The sequence below is a fragment of the Streptomyces sp. NPDC090106 genome (genome assembly GCF_044747265.1).
Lineage (GTDB): Bacteria > Actinomycetota > Actinomycetes > Streptomycetales > Streptomycetaceae > Streptomyces.
On sequence record NZ_JBIVDS010000002.1, the window covers coordinates 668,524 to 685,445 of the forward strand.

General features: G+C 72.3%; 10 protein-coding genes. 3 read left to right on the forward strand and 7 right to left on the reverse strand.

Features of this window, described 5'->3' with window-relative positions; translation table 11 throughout:
- Positions 1-17: 17 nt before the first annotated feature.
- Positions 18-2,642, forward strand: coding sequence for a glycosyltransferase family 1 protein (locus ACIPSE_RS08565; protein WP_401659020.1), 2,625 nt, complete (start codon positions 18-20; stop codon positions 2,640-2,642).
- Positions 2,643-2,678: 36 nt separating this feature from the next.
- On the opposite strand, the gene ACIPSE_RS08570 is transcribed toward ACIPSE_RS08565, so the two are convergent.
- The 7 genes from ACIPSE_RS08570 to ACIPSE_RS08600 all read right to left on the reverse strand — a co-directional run bounded on the left by ACIPSE_RS08570 (position 2,679) and on the right by ACIPSE_RS08600 (position 15,065).
- Positions 2,679-3,194, reverse strand: coding sequence for a DUF1990 domain-containing protein (locus tag ACIPSE_RS08570; protein ID WP_401659023.1), 516 nt, complete (start codon positions 3,192-3,194; stop codon positions 2,679-2,681).
- A 68-nt stretch (positions 3,195-3,262) separates the two neighbouring features.
- The gene (locus tag ACIPSE_RS08575; protein ID WP_401659026.1) at positions 3,263-4,927 is read right to left on the reverse strand and encodes a M4 family metallopeptidase; all 1,665 of its coding nucleotides are present in this window, start codon (positions 4,925-4,927) and stop codon (positions 3,263-3,265) included.
- 308 nt (positions 4,928-5,235) lie between these two features.
- Positions 5,236-7,284, reverse strand: coding sequence for a M4 family metallopeptidase (locus ACIPSE_RS08580; RefSeq protein ID WP_401659029.1), 2,049 nt, complete (start codon positions 7,282-7,284; stop codon positions 5,236-5,238).
- 258 nt (positions 7,285-7,542) lie between these two features.
- Complete coding sequence (locus ACIPSE_RS08585; RefSeq protein ID WP_401659031.1) at positions 7,543-9,312, reverse strand: ABC transporter ATP-binding protein; 1,770 nt, start codon at positions 9,310-9,312, stop codon at positions 7,543-7,545.
- Complete coding sequence (locus tag ACIPSE_RS08590; protein ID WP_401659034.1) at positions 9,309-11,093, reverse strand: ABC transporter ATP-binding protein; 1,785 nt, start codon at positions 11,091-11,093, stop codon at positions 9,309-9,311. The genes ACIPSE_RS08585 and ACIPSE_RS08590 overlap by 4 nt, the downstream gene beginning before the upstream one ends.
- 124 nt (positions 11,094-11,217) lie before the next feature.
- Positions 11,218-13,074 carry an ABC transporter ATP-binding protein gene (locus ACIPSE_RS08595; RefSeq protein ID WP_401659037.1) on the reverse strand — a complete coding sequence of 619 codons (1,857 nt, stop codon included), beginning with the start codon at positions 13,072-13,074 and terminating at the stop codon, positions 11,218-11,220.
- Positions 13,071-15,065 (reverse strand): ABC transporter ATP-binding protein, encoded by a 1,995-nt coding sequence (locus ACIPSE_RS08600; RefSeq protein WP_401659041.1) that lies wholly within the window; start codon positions 15,063-15,065, stop codon positions 13,071-13,073. The genes ACIPSE_RS08595 and ACIPSE_RS08600 overlap by 4 nt, the downstream gene beginning before the upstream one ends.
- 196 nt (positions 15,066-15,261) lie before the next feature.
- On the opposite strand from ACIPSE_RS08600, the gene ACIPSE_RS08605 reads away from it, so the two are divergent.
- Complete coding sequence (locus tag ACIPSE_RS08605; RefSeq protein ID WP_401659044.1) at positions 15,262-16,167, forward strand: ATP-binding cassette domain-containing protein; 906 nt, start codon at positions 15,262-15,264, stop codon at positions 16,165-16,167.
- On the forward strand, positions 16,164-16,913 hold the full coding sequence (locus ACIPSE_RS08610; RefSeq protein ID WP_401659047.1) for an ABC transporter permease: 750 nt from the start codon (positions 16,164-16,166) through the stop codon (positions 16,911-16,913). Before ACIPSE_RS08605 ends, ACIPSE_RS08610 begins: the two co-directional genes overlap by 4 nt.
- Positions 16,914-16,922 lie beyond the last annotated feature (9 nt).

Sequence of the window (16,922 nt, forward strand, 5' to 3'; positions counted from 1 at the left end):
CCCGCGCTGAGGTGGCAATGAAGGCTATCCGTCGATTCACCGTCCGACCCGTGCTGCCCGAGCCGCTGCTGCCCCTGAGTGACCTGGCGCGCAATCTGCGCTGGTCCTGGCATGCGGACACCCGTGATCTGTTCCAGTCCGTCGACCCCGACCGGTGGGCCGCCTGCGGGGAGGACCCCGTGCGGCTGCTCGGCACCGTTCCCACCAGGCGCCTGGCCGAACTGGCGGAGGACCGCCGGTTCCTGCGGCGGCTGCGCGAGGTCGCCGACGACCTCGACGACTACGTGACCGGCCACCGCTGGTACCAGGCCCAGGGCGGCGGACTCCCCGCCGCCGTCGCCTACTTCTCACCCGAGTTCGGCGTCACCGCCGCCCTTCCGCAGTACTCCGGCGGCCTGGGCATCCTGGCGGGCGACCATCTCAAGGCGGCCAGCGACCTCGGCGTCCCGCTGATCGGGGTCGGACTGCTGTACCGCCACGGCTACTTCCGCCAGTCGCTGTCCCGCGACGGCTGGCAGCAGGAGCACTATCCGGTGCTCGACCCGAACGAACTCCCGGTGGCCCTGCTGAAGGAGGCCGACGGCACGCCCGCGCAGGTGGCGCTGGCACTGCCCGGAGGCAGGCGGCTGCACGCCAGGATCTGGCTCGCCCAGGTCGGCCGGGTCCCGCTGCTGATGCTCGACTCGGACGTCGAGGAGAACGACCTCGGCGAACGCGGCGTCACCGACCGGCTCTACGGCGGCGGCAGCGAACACCGGCTGCTCCAGGAGATGCTGCTCGGCATCGGCGGGGTACGGGCGGTGCGCACGTACTGCCGTCTCACCGGCCACCCGGCACCCGAGGTGTTCCACACCAACGAGGGCCACGCGGGCTTCCTCGGCCTGGAACGGATCGCCGAACTCTGCGCCGGAGAGGCCGCCTTGGACTTCGACGCGGCCCTGGAGTCGGTCCGCGCGGGCACGGTCTTCACCACCCACACCCCCGTCCCGGCCGGCATCGACCGCTTCGACCGGGAGCTGGTCGCCCATCACTTCGGCCAGGACGCCGAGCTGCCCGGCATCGACGTCCAGCACATCCTGCGGCTGGGGATGGAGACCTACCCGGGCGGCGAGCCCAACCTGTTCAACATGGCCGTGATGGGCCTGCGGCTCGGCCAACGCGCCAACGGCGTCTCGCTGTTGCACGGCCAGGTCAGCCGGGAGATGTTCTCGGGCCTGTGGCCGGGCTTCGACCCGGAGGAGGTGCCGATCACCTCCGTCACCAACGGGGTGCACGCCCCGACCTGGGTCGCGCCCGAGGTGTTCCGCCTCGGCGCCCGGCAGATCGGCGCGCAGCGCACGGAGGACGCCCTCACCGTCGGCGGCTCGGACCGCTGGGACGCGGTGGGCGACATCGCCGACCAGGACATCTGGGACCTGCGCCGGGTGCTGCGCGAGCAGCTGGTCGTCGAGGTGCGGGAGCGGCTGCGCGCCTCCTGGCGGCAACGCGGCGCGGGCAGCGCCGAGCTGGGCTGGATCGACGGGGTGCTCGACCCGGACGTGCTGACCATCGGATTCGCGCGCCGGGTCCCGTCGTACAAGCGGCTGACGCTGATGCTGCGCGACCGGGACCGGCTGATGGACCTGCTGCTGCACCCCGAACACCCCGTCCAGATCGTGGTGGCGGGCAAGGCGCACCCGGCGGACGACGGCGGCAAGCGGCTGGTCCAGGAACTGGTCCGGTTCGCCGACGACCCGCGGGTCCGGCACCGGATCGTGTTCCTGCCGGACTACGGCATGGCGATGGCGCAGAAGCTGTACCCCGGGTGCGACATCTGGCTCAACAACCCCCTGCGCCCGCTGGAGGCCTGCGGCACCTCGGGGATGAAGGCCGCCCTCAACGGCTGCCTCAACCTGTCGGTCCTGGACGGCTGGTGGGACGAATGGTTCCAGCCCGACTTCGGCTGGGCGATCCCCACGGCCGACGGCACGGGCACCGACCCGGACCACCGTGACGCCGTCGAGGCGGCGGCCCTCTACGACCTGCTGGAGCAGCGGGTGACGCCGCGCTTCTACGAACGCGGCCAGGGCGGACTGCCCGACCGCTGGATCGAGATGGTCCGCCAGACCCTCACCCTGCTGGGCCCGAAGGTGCTGGCCGGGCGCATGGTCCGCGAGTACGTGGAACGCCTCTACACCCCGGCCGCGCACGCCCACCGTGCCCTGGACCCGTCCGCGGCACGGGAGCTGGCCGCCTGGAAGAGCCGTGTCCGCGCCGCCTGGCACGCGGTGACGGTCGACCACGTGGAGACCTCGGTGACCTCCGCCACCGCGGAACTCGGCAGCACGCTCGCCCTCCGGGTCCACGTCGGCCTGGGCGCGCTCACCCCGGAGGACGTCGACGTCCAGGCCGTCTCCGGCCGGGTCGACGAGGAGGACCGCATCGCCGACGCGCTGTCCGTCCCCCTCAAGCCGGTCGGCGGTCCCGACCCCGACGGACGCTGGCTCTACGAGGGCCCGCTGTCCCTGGACCGCACCGGCCCCTTCGGCTACACGGTCCGCATCCTGCCGTCCCACCGGCTCCTCGCCTCCGGCTCCGAACTGGGGCTGGTGACGGTCCCGCCGCAGGACGTGGTCGAGGGCGCGGGGGTGCTCATGCGGTGACGGCGCGGGGCGCTGACGCGGTGACCGGGACGGGCTCTACTCCTCGAACGGCCCGCACAGCGCCCGCAGCACCGTTCCGCAGCGGCGGGCGTACGCGTGCTGGAGGCCCCGGGCCGCCGGGCCGGCCGCGCGGGAGTACCACTTGGCGGCGCGGCTGAAGGCGGAGACGGTGAGCCAGACCGTGCCGTCGCCGGTGCGGTCGACGACGAAGGACTCCTCGCCGCATTCGGGATGGCCGGAAAGGGTGCCGTAGGCCCAGCCGGCGCGGCGGTGCTCCTCGACGGTCCACACGACGCGGCAGGGCGCCTTGATGAGGCCGCCGAGGGTGACCGTGACGTTCACGTCCGGTGCCGCGCGGTCCGCGCCGACGTCCATGCCGACGCCCATCGCCCGGTGCATCTCCCAGGTCAGCACGGCTTCCGAGGCACGGGCGAAGACGCCGTTGCCCTCGCCTATGCGGGTGCGGACATGGAGCGGGTGGAAGCCGGGCGGGCAGAATCCGGCTCGGCGGGTCGCACCCACCTCGTCGTACGTGAAGTCCTTTTCAGACATGGGACACAAGAGTAGGGCGGCACCCGGAAGATGTTCCTCCCGGGTGCCGCCCGTCACTCGTGTCCGGGCTAGCTCACGTTGACCGCGGACCAGGCCGCGGCGACCGTCGCGTACTCGGTGCTGCTGCTGCCGTACAGGGCCGACGCCGCGCTCAGGGTCGCCGTGCGGGCGCCCGAGTAGGTCGTGGTGGAGGTCATGTACGTGGTCAGCGCCTTGTACCAGATCTGGGAGGCCTTGGCCCGGCCGATGCCCGTGATGGTGGAGCTGTTGTACGTCGGGGAGTTGTACGACACCCCGTTGATGGTCCTCGAACCGCTGCCCTCGGACAGGAGGAAGAAGAAGTGGTTCGCGGGACCGGACGAGTAGTGCACGTCCAGGTTCTTCAGCGACGACGACCAGTAGTTGGCCGACGCGCCGTCCTTGCTCGGCTGGTCCATGTAGCGCAGCGGCGTGCCGTCGCCGTTGATGTCGATCTTCTCGCCGATGAGGTAGTCGCCGACGTCGGAGGAGTTGGCCGCGTAGAACTCGACGGCCGTGCCGAAGATGTCGGAGGTCGCCTCGTTCAACCCGCCGGACTCACCCGAGTAGTTGAGACCCGCGGTGTTGGAGGTGACGCCGTGGGTCATCTCGTGACCGGCCACGTCCAGCGAGGTGAGGGGGCTGGTGTTGCCCTCGCCGTCGCCGTACGTCATGCAGAAGCAGCTGTCGTCCCAGAAGGCGTTGACGTACTGGTTGCCGTAGTGGACGCGGGAGTACGCGGCGACGCCGTTGTTCTTGATGCCGCTGCGGCCGAAGGTGTTCTTGTAGAAGTCCCAGGTGACCTGCGCGCCGTAGGCGGCGTCGACGGCCGCGGTCTGGTCGGTGGTCGAGCTGGAGGCCGCGCCGGTGCCCCAGGTGTCGTCCGCGTCGGTGAACAGGGTGCCCGCCGAGGAGGACGTGCCGTGGGACTTGTTGTACGTCTTGTGGCCGCCGCGCGAGGTGTCGTACAGCTGGTACGTCGAGCCGGACAGGTACGTGCCCAGCGTCACGGTGCCGGAGTAGAGGCTCTTGCCGGTGCCGGTCTCGATGCCCTGGTACTCGTAGAGCTTCTTGCCGGTCGCGGCGTCGGTGATGACGTGCAGCTCGTTGGGGGTGCCGTCCTCCTGGAGGCCGCCCACGACGGTCTCGTAGGCGAGGGTCGGCGCGCTGCCGTTGCCCGCCCAGACGACCTTGCGGGGCGCCTCGGAGGCCTCGGTGGACTCCGAGCCCGCGGCCTTCGCGAGGGACACGGCCTGCTTCTCGGCCTTGCCGGCGGTGACGCCCGCCTTCAGCGACGCGACCTTGATGGTCTTCTTCGTCGCCTTGGTGACGCCCTCGGTCGAACCGGACTTGCTCTCGTGGACCACGAGGTCGCCGCCGAGGACGGGCAGGCCCGCGTAGGTGCGCTCGTAGCGCGTGTGCACCGTGCCGTCGGCGTCCTTGACGACGTCTCTGACGACGAGCGCCTCCTTGGTGCCGAGGCCTATCTCCTGGGCCGTGCCGGCCGCCGCGTCCTGCTGCTTCTGGATCAGCGCGGTGCGGGCGGTCGAGGTGAGCGCCACGGGGGAGGCCGCGAGCGTCGTACGGGTGCTCTCCGCCGGGGTCTGGGCGGCAGCGGTACCGGTGGTCAGACCGGTGGTGAGGAGGGCTCCGGCCGCGACCGCGGTGGCGATGGCCAGGGTGGTGCGCTTGTGACGCGCGTAGAGGGGGGTCACACAAGCTCCTTCGTGGGGGAGCCGGAACCGGCAGTGGGGCGGCCGGCCCGGAGTGGTTGTGAAGTTGTGCGGCGGGTGTGAGGAAGAGTGGCACTTGGGGCGCGTACATGTCATGACCCTCACGTGATGTTGGCCGAAAATAGGCCAGCGGGTGAACATTGCCGCTGTGTAAAAGCACGTGACCTCGGCAAAGCCCCAACAACCCGTCGGTATGCAGCTGGCAAAAAGGCAATGGCGAAGGGCGCCGCTCCGGGGAGGCCTGCCTCCGGAGCGGCGCCCGGTATCGGCGCCGGATCGTGCGAACCGGTCTACGGGAAGGTGAGCTTCCAGCTGTTGATGTAGCCGGTGTCCACCGCCGCGTTGTCCTGAACCCTCAACAGCCAGGTCCCGTTGGCGACTTCGGAGGACGCGTTCACCGTGTAGGTGGTGTTGATGTTGTCGGTGCTGCCGCCCGTGCCGTACGCCTTCAGCGTGTACGCCGAGCCGTCGGGCGCGACGAGCTGCACCTGGAGGTCACCGATGTAGGTGTGCACGATGTCGACCGCGACCGCGAGGTTGGAGGGCGCGTTGCCCGTCCGCCCGGAGACCGTGATCGGCGATGTCACCGCGGCGCCGTTGTCCGGAATCGATACGTCGGCGGTGTTCTCGAACGAGGTGCCGCCACCGCCGCCCCCGCCGGAGCGCGAACCGACCGCGACACCCGCCCACGCGTCCTGCACGGCCTTGTACTCGGCGGACGTGGTGCCGTACAGCTCACCGGTCGCGGCCAGGGTGCCGGTGCGGGCGCCCGCGTAGTTGGTCGTGGAGGTGAACTTCGTGGTCAGCGCGCGGAACCAGATCTTCTCCGCCTTGTCCCGGCCGATGCCGGTGACCGCGAGGCCGTCCGCGGTCGACGAGTTGTAGGTGACACCGTTGATCGTCTTGGTGCCGCTGCCCTCGGACAGGAGGTAGAAGAAGTGGTTCGCCGGGCCCGAGGAGTAGTGCACGTCGACGGAGCCGATCCCGGAGTACCAGGAGTCCTTGGACGCGCCGTCCTTGCTCGGCTTGTCCATGTACCGCAACGGTGTGCCGTTGCCGTTGATGTCGATCTCCTCGCCGATGAGGTAGTCACCGACGTCGGAGGAGTTGTTGGCGTAGAACTCGACGGCCGTGCCGAAGATGTCGGAGGTCGCCTCGTTCAGCCCGCCGGACTCACCGCTGTAGTTGAGCCCGGCCGTGTTCGACGTGACGCCGTGGGTCATCTCGTGCCCGGCCACGTCGATCGACGTCAGCGGGTGCGTGTTGCCCGAGCCGTCGCCGTACGTCATGCAGAAGCAGCTGTCGGACCAGAACGCGTTGACGTAGTTGTTGCCGTAGTGGACCCGGGAGTACGCCCCGACGCCGTCACCGCGGATGCCCGAACGCCCCTGCACGTTCTTGTAGTAGTCCCACGTCAGCGCGGCCCCGTAGTGCGCGTCGGCGCCCGCGGTCTCCAGGTTGGAGGGGCTGCCGTTGCCCCACACGTCGTCGGAGCCGGAGAAGAGGGTGCCGGTGCCGGAGGTGCCGCGGTTGAGGTTGTACGTCTTGTGGCTGCCGCGCGCGCCGTCGGTGAGGTTGTACGTCGAGCCCGACTGGGTCGTGCCGAGTGTCACCGTGCCGCTGTACATGGTGTTGCCGGTGCCGGTCTCGATGCCCTGGTACTCGTAGAGCTTCTCGCCGGTGGCCGCGTCGGTGACGACATGCAGTTCGTTGGGGGTCCCGTCGTGCTGGAGGCCGCCCACGACCGTTTCGTACGCCAGGGTCGGGGTGCCGTTCGCCGCCCAGATCACCTTGCGCGGGGCGCGGTTGACGTCCGCGCTCTCGGCCGCGTCGGCCTTCGCCGCGCTCAGCGCCTGTTTCTCGGCCTTGGCGGCGGAGAGCTGCGGCGTCACGGTGGCGACCTCGATCGCGGCCCGGGTCGCCTTGCGGACGGCCGCGGTCGCGTCGCTCTTCGTGCTGTCGACGACCAGGTCGCCGCCGAGGACGGGCAGTCCGTCGTAGGTGCGCTCGTAGCGGGTGTGGACCGTGCCGTTGCCGTCCTTGACGACGTCACGGACGACCAGCTTCTCCTTGGCGCCCAGGCCGAGTTCGGCGGCGGTGGCCGCCTTGCCGGCGTTGGCGGTGCGCAGCAGCTCGGCCCGCTGGGCCGGGGTGAGCTTGACGGACTCGGCGCCCGGGAGGACCTTGCCGGCGGCGGCCGGTGCCCGCTCCGGGGCGGCGGTGGCGGCGCCCGACTGCACGGCTGCCGCGACGAGGGCGGACACACCGATCAGGGCGACGGAGGCCGCCCGGCGACGCGAGATGTGGGAGGTGCGTCTGTGGGAGGAACTCTCTCTCAACACTGACTCCTTCTGCGGGCCGCGGGTCGCGCGGCCGGGGGAGACCGGAGGGCTGGTGGGCCGTCCGGGCAGAACGGGGCGTGCACGTGCGGGAGTTCTGCCGCGCCGCAGCCGGCGATCCTGTGCCGAAGCTGTGGGGTTGCTGTGACTCGGCCGTGGGAAGAGTGGCAGGGGATCGCGGTTTCTGTCAGGACCGCGTCAGGAGTTTGGCCGAAAATCGTCCGTTGCCCGGACTGTCATGTTCGGTGAGCGGACAGTTCACCCGGCGTTCGGCTCGGTCGGGGTTCGGTCCCGGTCCCCGTGCCACGAGCGCCACAGCGCCGCGTACGCCCCGTCCGCCGCCACCAGCTCCTCGTGCGGGCCGAGTTCGGTCAGCAGGCCGTTCTCCATCACGGCGACCCGGTCCGCGTCGTGCGCGGTGTGCAGCCGGTGGGCGATCGCGATCACGGTCCGCCCCCGCAGTACGGCGGCCAGCGCCCGCTCGGTGTGCCGGGCCGTCGTGGGGTCCAGCAACGCCGTCGCCTCGTCCAGGATCAGGGTGTGCGGGTCGGCCAGCACCACCCGGGCCAGGGCGAGTTGCTGGGCCTGGGAACCGTCGGTCGGGCATCCCCCGTCCCCGAGGCGGGCGTCGAGACCGCCGGGGAGGTCCCGCACCCAGCCGTCCGCGCCGACCGCCGCGAGCGCGTCCCACAACCGCGGGTCACCGGCGGCGGGTTCGGCGACGCGGAGATTGTCACGGACCGAACCGAGGAACACATGGTGCTCCTGGGTGACCAGCACCACCTGGCGGCGCAGCCGCTCCGGGCCCAGCGCCACCACCGGTACCCCGCCCACCGTCACCGTCCCCTCGCTCGGCGCGTCGACGCCCGCCAGGAGCCGGCTCAGCGTGGTCTTCCCGGCGCCGGACGGCCCGACCACCGCGATCCGCTCCCCGGGGCGCACGGTCAGGTCGACGCCGCGCAGCACCTCGCCGCCCCGGTCGTAGGAGTAGCGCGCCCCCGCCACGTCGATCCGGTCGTCCGCCGGAGCCGGGCTCTCCCCGTCCGCCGCCCGGGGCGCGCCCGCCAGGCCCTCCACCCGGGCGAACGAGGCGCTGCTGGCCTGGAGCTGCTCCACCCGCATCAGGATCTGGTCGAGCGGGTTGACCAGCTGCTGGAGATACAGGGCGGCGGCCACCACCGCGCCCAGGCTCATCGCCCCGCGCGCGTGCAGCATCCCGCCGATCACCAGGATCCCGGCCAGCGGCAGGACGTACGACACCTCCACCGCGGGGAAGAACACACTGCGCAGGCGGAGGGTGTGCAAGCGGGTGCGGCGGGCCGTCTCGATCGCGTCCCCGCCGGCCGCGATCCGCCGGTCCGCCAGCCGCAGCGCCTCCACCGTGCGCGCGCCCGCCGCCGTCGCCGCGACGATCTCCGCGACCTCCGAGGTGGCCGCGCCCTCCGCGAGGTAGCCGTCCCGGGCCCGGCGCAGATACCAGCGCAGCGCGTACCGGATCGGGGTGAGCCCGAGGACGCCGATCAGGCCGAGGACCGGATCGAGGAGGAAGATCGCGACCAGGCCGAACAGACACCGGACGCCGTTGATGAGCAGATCGGGACCGGCGTCCCGGAGCGTGGTCCCGACCGTCGCCACGTCCGCCGTGCCGCGCGCGGTCAGATCGCCCGTCCCGGCCCGCTCGACCGTGGACGCGGGCAGCGCGAGCGTGCGGTCCACGAACTCCTCGCGCACCCGGGCCAGTGTCCGCTCCCCGAACCGGTGCCCCACGAAGCGGGCCCAGCGCGCGACCAGCAACTCCACGAGCGAGCACACGACAAGGGCCAGCGCGAGACGGTCCACCGCGCCGACGCCGCTGCCCGCGCGGACCTCGTCGATGATCCGGCCCAGCAGCCAGGGGCCGCCCAGGCCCGCGACCGCCGCGAGCGCGTTGAGGGCGAGGGCCCCCGTGAAGGCCCGCCGGTCCCCGCGGACGATCCTGAGCGCGGCCCGGCGCACGTCCGCCGGTTCGGCGATCGGCAGCCGGCTCATCGGACCGCCTCCTCGGCGTCGTCCCTCGACACGAGGGCCCGGTAGCCCGGCACGGTGTCGAGGAGCCGCCGGTGGGTGCCGGCCGCCTCGGCCTTGCCGTCGACCAGGTACACGACGGTGTCCGCCCGGTCGAGGACCAGCGGCGAGGTGGTGGCGACGACGGTCGTACGGCCTGCCCGGGCGTCCTTGAGGCGCTCGGCGACACGGGCCTCGGTGTGGGCGTCCAGCGCCGAAGTGGGCTCCACGGCCAGGAGGATGTCCGGATCGAAGGCCAGAGCCCTTGCCAGCCGGACGCGTTGGCGCTGACCGCCCGAGAGATTGCGGGCGTGCGCGTCCAGTTCGGAGTCGAGACCGTCGGGAAGGGCCTGGACCACGTCCTCGGCCGCCGCGGCGCGGAGAGCGCGGACGAGGCGGGCGTCCGGTGGTTCCGGGGCGGACCGGCGACCGTCCGGTGGTTGCGGGGCGGGTTCCGTGGCGGGTGGTCGGGCGTACGCCGCACCCTTGCCGGAGGGCGTGAGGGTCGTGCGGAGCCGCTCCGCGAACAGGTCCGCCTCGTGGTCCGCCACCAGGACGCGGTCCCTGATCTGCCCCAGCTCGATCTCGTCCAGCGGTGTGCCGCCCCAGGTGGCCCGCGACGGCACGTACCGCCCGAGCCGGTCCACCACCGTCGCCGCGTCCGCGGGGCGCGCGCCCACCAGCGCCGTCAGCCGGCCTGGGAGGACGTGGACGCCCGACTCCGGGTCGTACAGGGGCGCAGGGCGCGCCGGGGCGTCCCGGGTGCCGGTGTCCCGCAGCGGTTCCAGGGCCAGGAACCGCACGACCCGGCGGGCGGCCACGACACCCCGGTTGAGCATGTACCCGCACTCGACCCAGAAGGCGACCGGGCCGACGAGGACGGCGACATAGCCGTACACCGAGACCAGCTCGCCCACGGTGATGTGCCCTTGGGCGGCGAGCCGGGCCGCCAGCCAGGTGACGACGGCGAGGAAGAGCGTGGGCAGCCCGACGCCCAGCGCCTGGACCCAGCTGGTCACGGCGCCCACCCGGTAGCCCTGCTCGCGCAGCCGCCGCGAGTCGGAGCGGAACGCGTCGGCGAACAGGCCCTTGCCGCCCAGGCCGTTGAGGACGCGGAGCCCGCCCGCGAGGTCGGCGATCCGCGCGGTGAGGACGCCCTGGCGTTCGCGGTACTCGGACTCCGCGCCCTGGAGCCGGGTCAGCAGCGGACCGCACACGCCGATGATCAGGGGCATGCCCAGCAGCACGACCACGGCGATCACCGGGGAGATCGACAACAGGAGCCCCGCCACCACCAGATAGGCCAGAACCGCCCCGACCCCGGGCCCGACCACCGTCAGGGCACCGGCGATCGTCTGCACGTCGCCCACCCCGATCGTGACGACCTCCCCGGCGTCCGCGCGCCGGGAGAGGGCCGCGCCCAGCCGGGCGGCGTGCGCCACGACCACCTTCACCGTGCGGAAGTTGGCGTCCATCCGGACCCGGGTCATCGTGCGGTGCCGCATGATGCTCAGCCACGCGTTGAACGACCCCACGAGGAAGAGCACCCCGGCCCAGAGCGCCAACGGGCCGGGGCGCCCCGGCTCCAGGCCCTCGTCGACGGCTTTCGCCATCAGGTACGGAGTCGCCGCCAGCAGCACCATCCACACCGTGGCGATCACCGCGCCGAGCGCGCACCGCCCCGGCTGGCAGCGCACCAGCCACCACAGGTACCACCAGCCGCCCCGGCGCTCGGGCGTCCCCGGATCCGCGTACGCGTCGATCAATGTTCCCCCGAACGTAGATGCGTTCCTGCCGAGCCGAGCCGAGCCGAGCCGAGCTTGGCTGGGCCAAGCCAAGTTGAGCCAAGCCGAGTTGAGTCCTGCCGAGCCGGACCGGGCCCGTCCGCCCCTAGGCCAGGCTGTCCCGCCAGGCCCGGTGCAGGGCGCTGAAGCGGCCCGTTCCCGCGATGAGATCGGCCGGGGTGCCGTCCTCGACGACGGCCCCGTGCTCCATCACGAGGACCCGGTCGGCGATCTCCACCGTGGAGAGCCGGTGGGCGATGACGACGGCGGTGCGGCCGTCCAGGACCGTCGTCATCGCGCGCTGCACGGCCCGTTCGCCCGGGATGTCCAGCGAGCTGGTCGCCTCGTCCAGGATCAGCACCGCCGGATCGGCGAGCAACGCCCGCGCGAACGCGACGAGTTGGCGCTGCCCCGCCGAGATGCGACCGCCCCGCTTGCGGACGTCGGTGTCGTAGCCGTCGGGCAGCGCGCTGATGAACTCGTGGGCGCCGATCTCCTTCGCCGCCTGCTCGATCTCCTCGCGGCCGGCGTCGGGCCGGCCGATGGCGATGTTGTCGGCGACCGTCCCGGAGAACAGGAACGCCTCCTGCGTCACCATGACGACCCCGCGCCGCAGTTCGGGCACCGACAGCTCCCGCAGGTCCACGCCGTCGAGCAGGACCTGCCCCTCGGTGGGGTCGTAGAAGCGGGCGAGCAGCTTGGCGAGCGTCGACTTGCCCGCGCCCGTCGAACCGACGACGGCGACCGTCTGCCCGGCCGGGAGGGTCAGGTCGAAGCGGGGCAGGACCTCGCCGCCGGTGCGGTAGGAGAACCGGACGCCGTCGAAGACGACCTCACGGCCGGGGTGTTCGGACTCCAGGGGCGGCAGCTCGCGCGGTGTCGCGGGCTCGGGCACCGACGGGGTCTGGGCGAGCAGCCCGGCGATCTTCTCCAGCGACGCCGCCGCCGACTGGTAGGAGTTCAGGAACATCCCGAGCCGGTCGATCGGGTCGTACAGCCGGCGCAGGTACAGCACCGCCGCCGCCAGCACACCGAGCGCGAGGGTGTCGTCCGCGACCCGGTAGGCGCCCCACAGCACGGTCAGCGCGACCGCCGTGTTGGCGATCAGCCGGGAGCCGATGACATAGCGGGCCATCTCCAGCAGCGCGTCGCCGTTGGTGCGCTCGTGGCGCCGGTTGAGGACGGCGAAGTCGGCCTCGTTGGCCGCCTCCCGCCGGAAGGCGCGCACCGGGCGGATGCCGTTCATCGTCTCGACGAACTTCACGATGACGGCGGCGATCGCCGTCGAGCGGAGCGTGTACACGCGGCCCGCGCGCCGCTGGTAGAGACGGACGAGGGCGTACAGCGGGACCAGGGACGCCAGCGCCACCGTGCCGAGTCCGAGGTCCAGCCAGAGCAGCATCGCCAGGATGTAGAACGACGACAGGACGACCATGATCAGCTCTTGGAGGCCCTCGTTGAGCAGTTCGCGCAGCGACTCGACGTCCGTGGTGGAGCGGGAGATGAGCCGGCCCGAGGTGTAGCGCTCGTGGAAGTCGACGCTGAGGGCCTGGGCGTGGCGGAAGATCCGGCCGCGCAGATCGAGCAGCACGTCCTGGTTGATCCGGGCCGCGACCCGGACGAACACCAGTTGCAGCACGCCGGAGGCCACCGCGCACAGCAGATACGCCACGGCGACCGCGATCAGCGGTCCGTGCCGGTCGTCGCGGAACGCGGGCACCGCGCTGTCGATCGCGTACGCCACCAGCAGCGGGCCCGCCTGCACCGCCGCCTGCTGGACCAGCAGGAGCAGCGCGGTGAGGGCGACGCGCGCCTTCATCGGGGCGAGCAGCGAGCGCAGCAGGGTGGCGGTCGCGCGGGGCGGGGTGGGCAGGACGTCCCGGTCGAAGGGGTCACCGGCGGTCCTCGGGACGTCCGGTTCCTCCTCGGCGGTGGCGGGCGCGGTCGTCGTCGGCGCCGTCATCGGGCGGCCTCCTCTTCGAGAGCGGTCCCGGCGGTGTCCTTGGCGGTGTTCTCGGCGGTGCCCCCGGCGGACGGCTCGGCGGCGTCCCCGGCATCGCGAACGGCATCGCGAACGGCATCGCGAACGGCATCGCGAACGGCGTCGCGAACGGCATCGTGACCCGCACCGTGACCGGCATCGTGTCCGGCGGAGTCCTCGGCGCCGGACATGAGATGGGCGTACTCGGCGTTCGTGCGCAGCAGTTCGTGATGCGTGCCGACGGCGGTGACCCGGCCCCGGGACAGCAGCGCGACCCGGTCCGCGAGCAGCACCGTCGAGGGGCGGTGGGCGACGATCAGCGCGGTCGTCTCCGCGAGCACCTCCCGCAGGGCGGCCTCCACGGCGGCCTCCGTGTGCACGTCCAGCGCGGAGAGCGGGTCGTCGAGGACCAGGAACCGGGGTCTGCCGACGACCGCGCGGGCCAGCGCGAGCCGTTGCCGCTGCCCGCCGGAGAGACTGAGCCCCTGTTCGCCGATCCGGGTCCCGGTGCCCTCGGGCAAGGTGTGCGCGAAGCCGGCCTGGGCGATGGACAGCGCACGGTCCAGCTCCTCCTGCCCGGCGCCCGCGGGCTCCTCCTGCCCGGCGCCCGCCGGCTCCCGCTCCCCGGCGCCCATGAGCACGTTCTCACCGACGCTCGCCGAGAACAGCGTGGGCTCCTCGAACGCCATGGCGACCTTCGCGCGCAGCTCCTCGCGGGGCATGGCGGTGATGTCCTCGCCGTCCAGCGTGATCCGCCCGGACGTCAGCTCGTGCAGCCGGGGCACGAGCGCGGTGAGCGTGGTCTTGCCGCTGCCGGTCGCGCCGACCAGGGCCATGGACTCGCCGGGGCGGATGTGCAGGTCCACACGTTCCAGGACGGGCGGGGAACCGGCGGGCGCGTCGGGGTAGCGGAACGCGACGTTCTCGAACCGCAGCCCCCTGTCCCCGTCACCGGGGGTGTCCGTGCGCACGGCCGGGTCCTCGGGCCGCTCGTCCATCACCTCGAAGTAGCGTTCCGTCGCGCTGGCCGCGTCCTGGCTCATCGCCAGCAGGAACCCGATGGAGTCCACCGGCCAGCGCAGCGCCAGCGCCGTCGACAGGAACGCCACCAGCGTGCCCGCCGACAGCTCGCCGTCCGCGACCTGCACACAGCCCAGCACCAGCGCCGCGCCGATGGCGACCTCGGGGAGCGTGACGATGACACCCCAGATCGTCGACAGCAGCCCCGCCTTGCGCAGTTCGGTCCCGCGCAGGGTGCGGGACAGGTCCCGGAAGGCGCGCGCCTGGCTGCGGTGCCGGCCGAACCCCTTGATGATGCGGACGCCGAGGACGCTCTCCTCGACCACCGTCGTCAGATCGCCCACCTGGTCCTGCGCGAGCCGCGCCACCTTGGAGTACCGCCGCTCGAACACCACGCACGTGACGATCACCGGGATCGCGGGCCCCAGGATCACCAGCCCCAGCGTCCAGTCCTGAAGCAGCATGATGATCACGCCGACCAGGATCGTCACCCCGTTGACCAGCAGGAACGTCAGCGGGAAGGCCAGGAACATCCGCAGCAGCATCAGATCGGTCGTGGCCCGCGACAGCAACTGCCCCGACGCCCACCGGTCGTGGAAGGCCACCGGCAGCCGTTGCAGATGCCGGTACAGGTCCGCCCGCATCTCCGCCTCGACATGCGACAGCGGGCGCGCCACCAGCCACCGCCGCAGCCCGAACAGCAGCGCCTCCCCGACACCGAGCAGCAGCAGGTACAGCGCGCCGAGCCACACCCCCGCCGGGTCCCGGTCCGCCACCGGACCGTCGACCAGCCACTTCAGGACGAGCGGGATCACCAGCCCCAGACAGGAGGCGAGGACCGCGACGAACGCGGCGGTGAACAGCCGCGCCCGCACGGGCCTCACATACGGCCAAAGGCGCAGCAGCGTGCGGACGGCGGAGCGTTTCCCGGTGGGTGCGTGTGTAGTGGGCATCAACAGCGAGCCTACGGATCGCCACTGACAACGCCCACCGAGTTTTGGCCGGACCGCGCTCCGCCCCCGCTCCCGCGACCTGCGCGTTCGGCCCGCCGCACGGGCCTGTCGTATCCCGGGGTCAACCGATCGGCTGATGCCGCTTCGAGCGCGACGGCCGATGCGGAAGCCCCGCGCGGCCCGCGACGCTGGAGCCATGTCCGTCATCGAAGTCAGCGAACTGCGCAAGTCCTACGGCGGCCGGCCCGTCGTCGACGGTGTCTCCTTCACCGTCGAGGAGGGCGAGATCTTCGGCGTCCTCGGCCCGAACGGGGCCGGCAAGACCACCACCGTCGAATGCGTCGAGGGACTGCGCGTCCCCGACGCCGGCCGGGTCCGGGTCACCGGGCTCGACCCCGTCGCCGACCACGCGCGCGTGGCCCGCGTCCTCGGCGCCCAGCTCCAGGAGAGCGAACTCCAGGCCAAGCTGACCGTGCGTGAGGCGCTGGAGCTGTACGCCTCCTTCCACGAGCACCCCGCCGACTGGCGGCCCCTCGCCGAACGCCTCGGACTCACCGGCCGCCTCGGCACCCGGTTCGCGAAGCTCTCCGGCGGCCAGAAGCAGCGCCTGTTCATCGCGCTCGCCCTCGTCGGCACCCCCCGGATCGTCGTCCTCGACGAGCTGACCACCGGCCTCGACCCGCGTGCCCGCCGTGACACCTGGGAACTCATCGAGGACGTCCGCGCGGGCGGGGTCACCGTCCTGCTCGTCACCCATTTCATGGAGGAGGCGCAGCGGCTCTGCGACCGCGTCGCCGTCATCGACAAGGGCCGGGTCGCCGCCCTGGACACCCCGGCCGGGCTGATCCGCCGCTCCGCCGGGGCCACCGTCATCAGCTTCACGCCGTCCGCGCCGCTGGACGAGAGCGACCTGTGCGCGCTGCCCGCCCTCGCGTCGGTCGAGCACAAGGACGGCCGCGTCACCCTCTCCGGCACCGACGACACCGTCAACGCCGTCATCACGCTGCTCGCCCGCAGCCGTGTCACCGCCCACCAGCTCCGCGTCACCGAGGCCACCCTCGACGACGCGTTCCTGGACCTGACCAAGGAGGTCACGGCATGAGCGCGAACACCGCCCCGCTCGCCGTGCTGCGCACCGAGATCCGGCTCTTCCGCCGCGAACCCGGCGCCGTCTTCTGGATCCTGCTCTTCCCGACGCTGATCCTCGTCGTCCTCGGCTCGATCCCGTCGTTCCGCACCCCCGATCCCGACCTCGGGGGCCTGCGGACCATCGACGTGTACGTCCCCGTCACCGTCCTCCTCGGGCTGATCGTCGGTGGCCTCCAGGCGATGCCGCAGACCCTCACCGGCTACCGCGAACGCGGCATCCTGCGCCGCATGGCCACCACCCCGGTCCGGCCCTCCGCGCTGCTGACCGCGCAGATGCTTGTGTTCGGCGGCGCCGCCCTCGCCTCCGCGCTGCTCGCCCTGGCCGTCGGCCGCCTCGCCTTCGACGTCCGCCTGCCTGAGCAGCCCTTCGGCTACCTCTTCGCCCTCGTCCTGACCGTCCTGGTGGCCCTCGCCCTGGGCTCGGTGGTCTGCGCGCTGTCCCGGACCACGAAGATCGCCGGCGCCGTCGGGTCCGTGGTCTTCTTCCCGGCGATGTTCTGCGCGGGCCTGTGGGCGCCGGTGCAGACCATGCCGGACGGGCTCGCCCGGGCCGTCGGGTACACCCCGTTCGGCGCGGCGGCCCGCGCGCTGAACGAGGCCGCCGCCGGGGACTGGCCCGGCTGGGGCCACGTGGGCGTGCTGGCGGTGTGGACGGTGCTGCTGACGGCCGCCGCCGCGCGCTGGTTCCGCTGGGAGTAGGCGGCCCAC

Bases quoted from the DNA above. Each gene is read 5' to 3' on its own strand.
- ACIPSE_RS08565 (WP_401659020.1), top strand. From the start codon at position 18: ATGAAGGCTATCCGTCGATTCACCGTCCGACCCGTGCTGCCCGAGCCG.
- ACIPSE_RS08570 (WP_401659023.1), bottom strand. From the start codon at position 3,194: ATGTCTGAAAAGGACTTCACGTACGACGAGGTGGGTGCGACCCGCCGA.
- ACIPSE_RS08585 (WP_401659031.1), bottom strand. From the start codon at position 9,312: ATGAGCCGGCTGCCGATCGCCGAACCGGCGGACGTGCGCCGGGCCGCG.
- ACIPSE_RS08595 (WP_401659037.1), bottom strand. From the start codon at position 13,074: ATGACGGCGCCGACGACGACCGCGCCCGCCACCGCCGAGGAGGAACCG.
- ACIPSE_RS08600 (WP_401659041.1), bottom strand. From the start codon at position 15,065: ATGCCCACTACACACGCACCCACCGGGAAACGCTCCGCCGTCCGCACG.
- ACIPSE_RS08605 (WP_401659044.1), top strand. From the start codon at position 15,262: ATGTCCGTCATCGAAGTCAGCGAACTGCGCAAGTCCTACGGCGGCCGG.
- ACIPSE_RS08610 (WP_401659047.1), top strand. From the start codon at position 16,164: ATGAGCGCGAACACCGCCCCGCTCGCCGTGCTGCGCACCGAGATCCGG.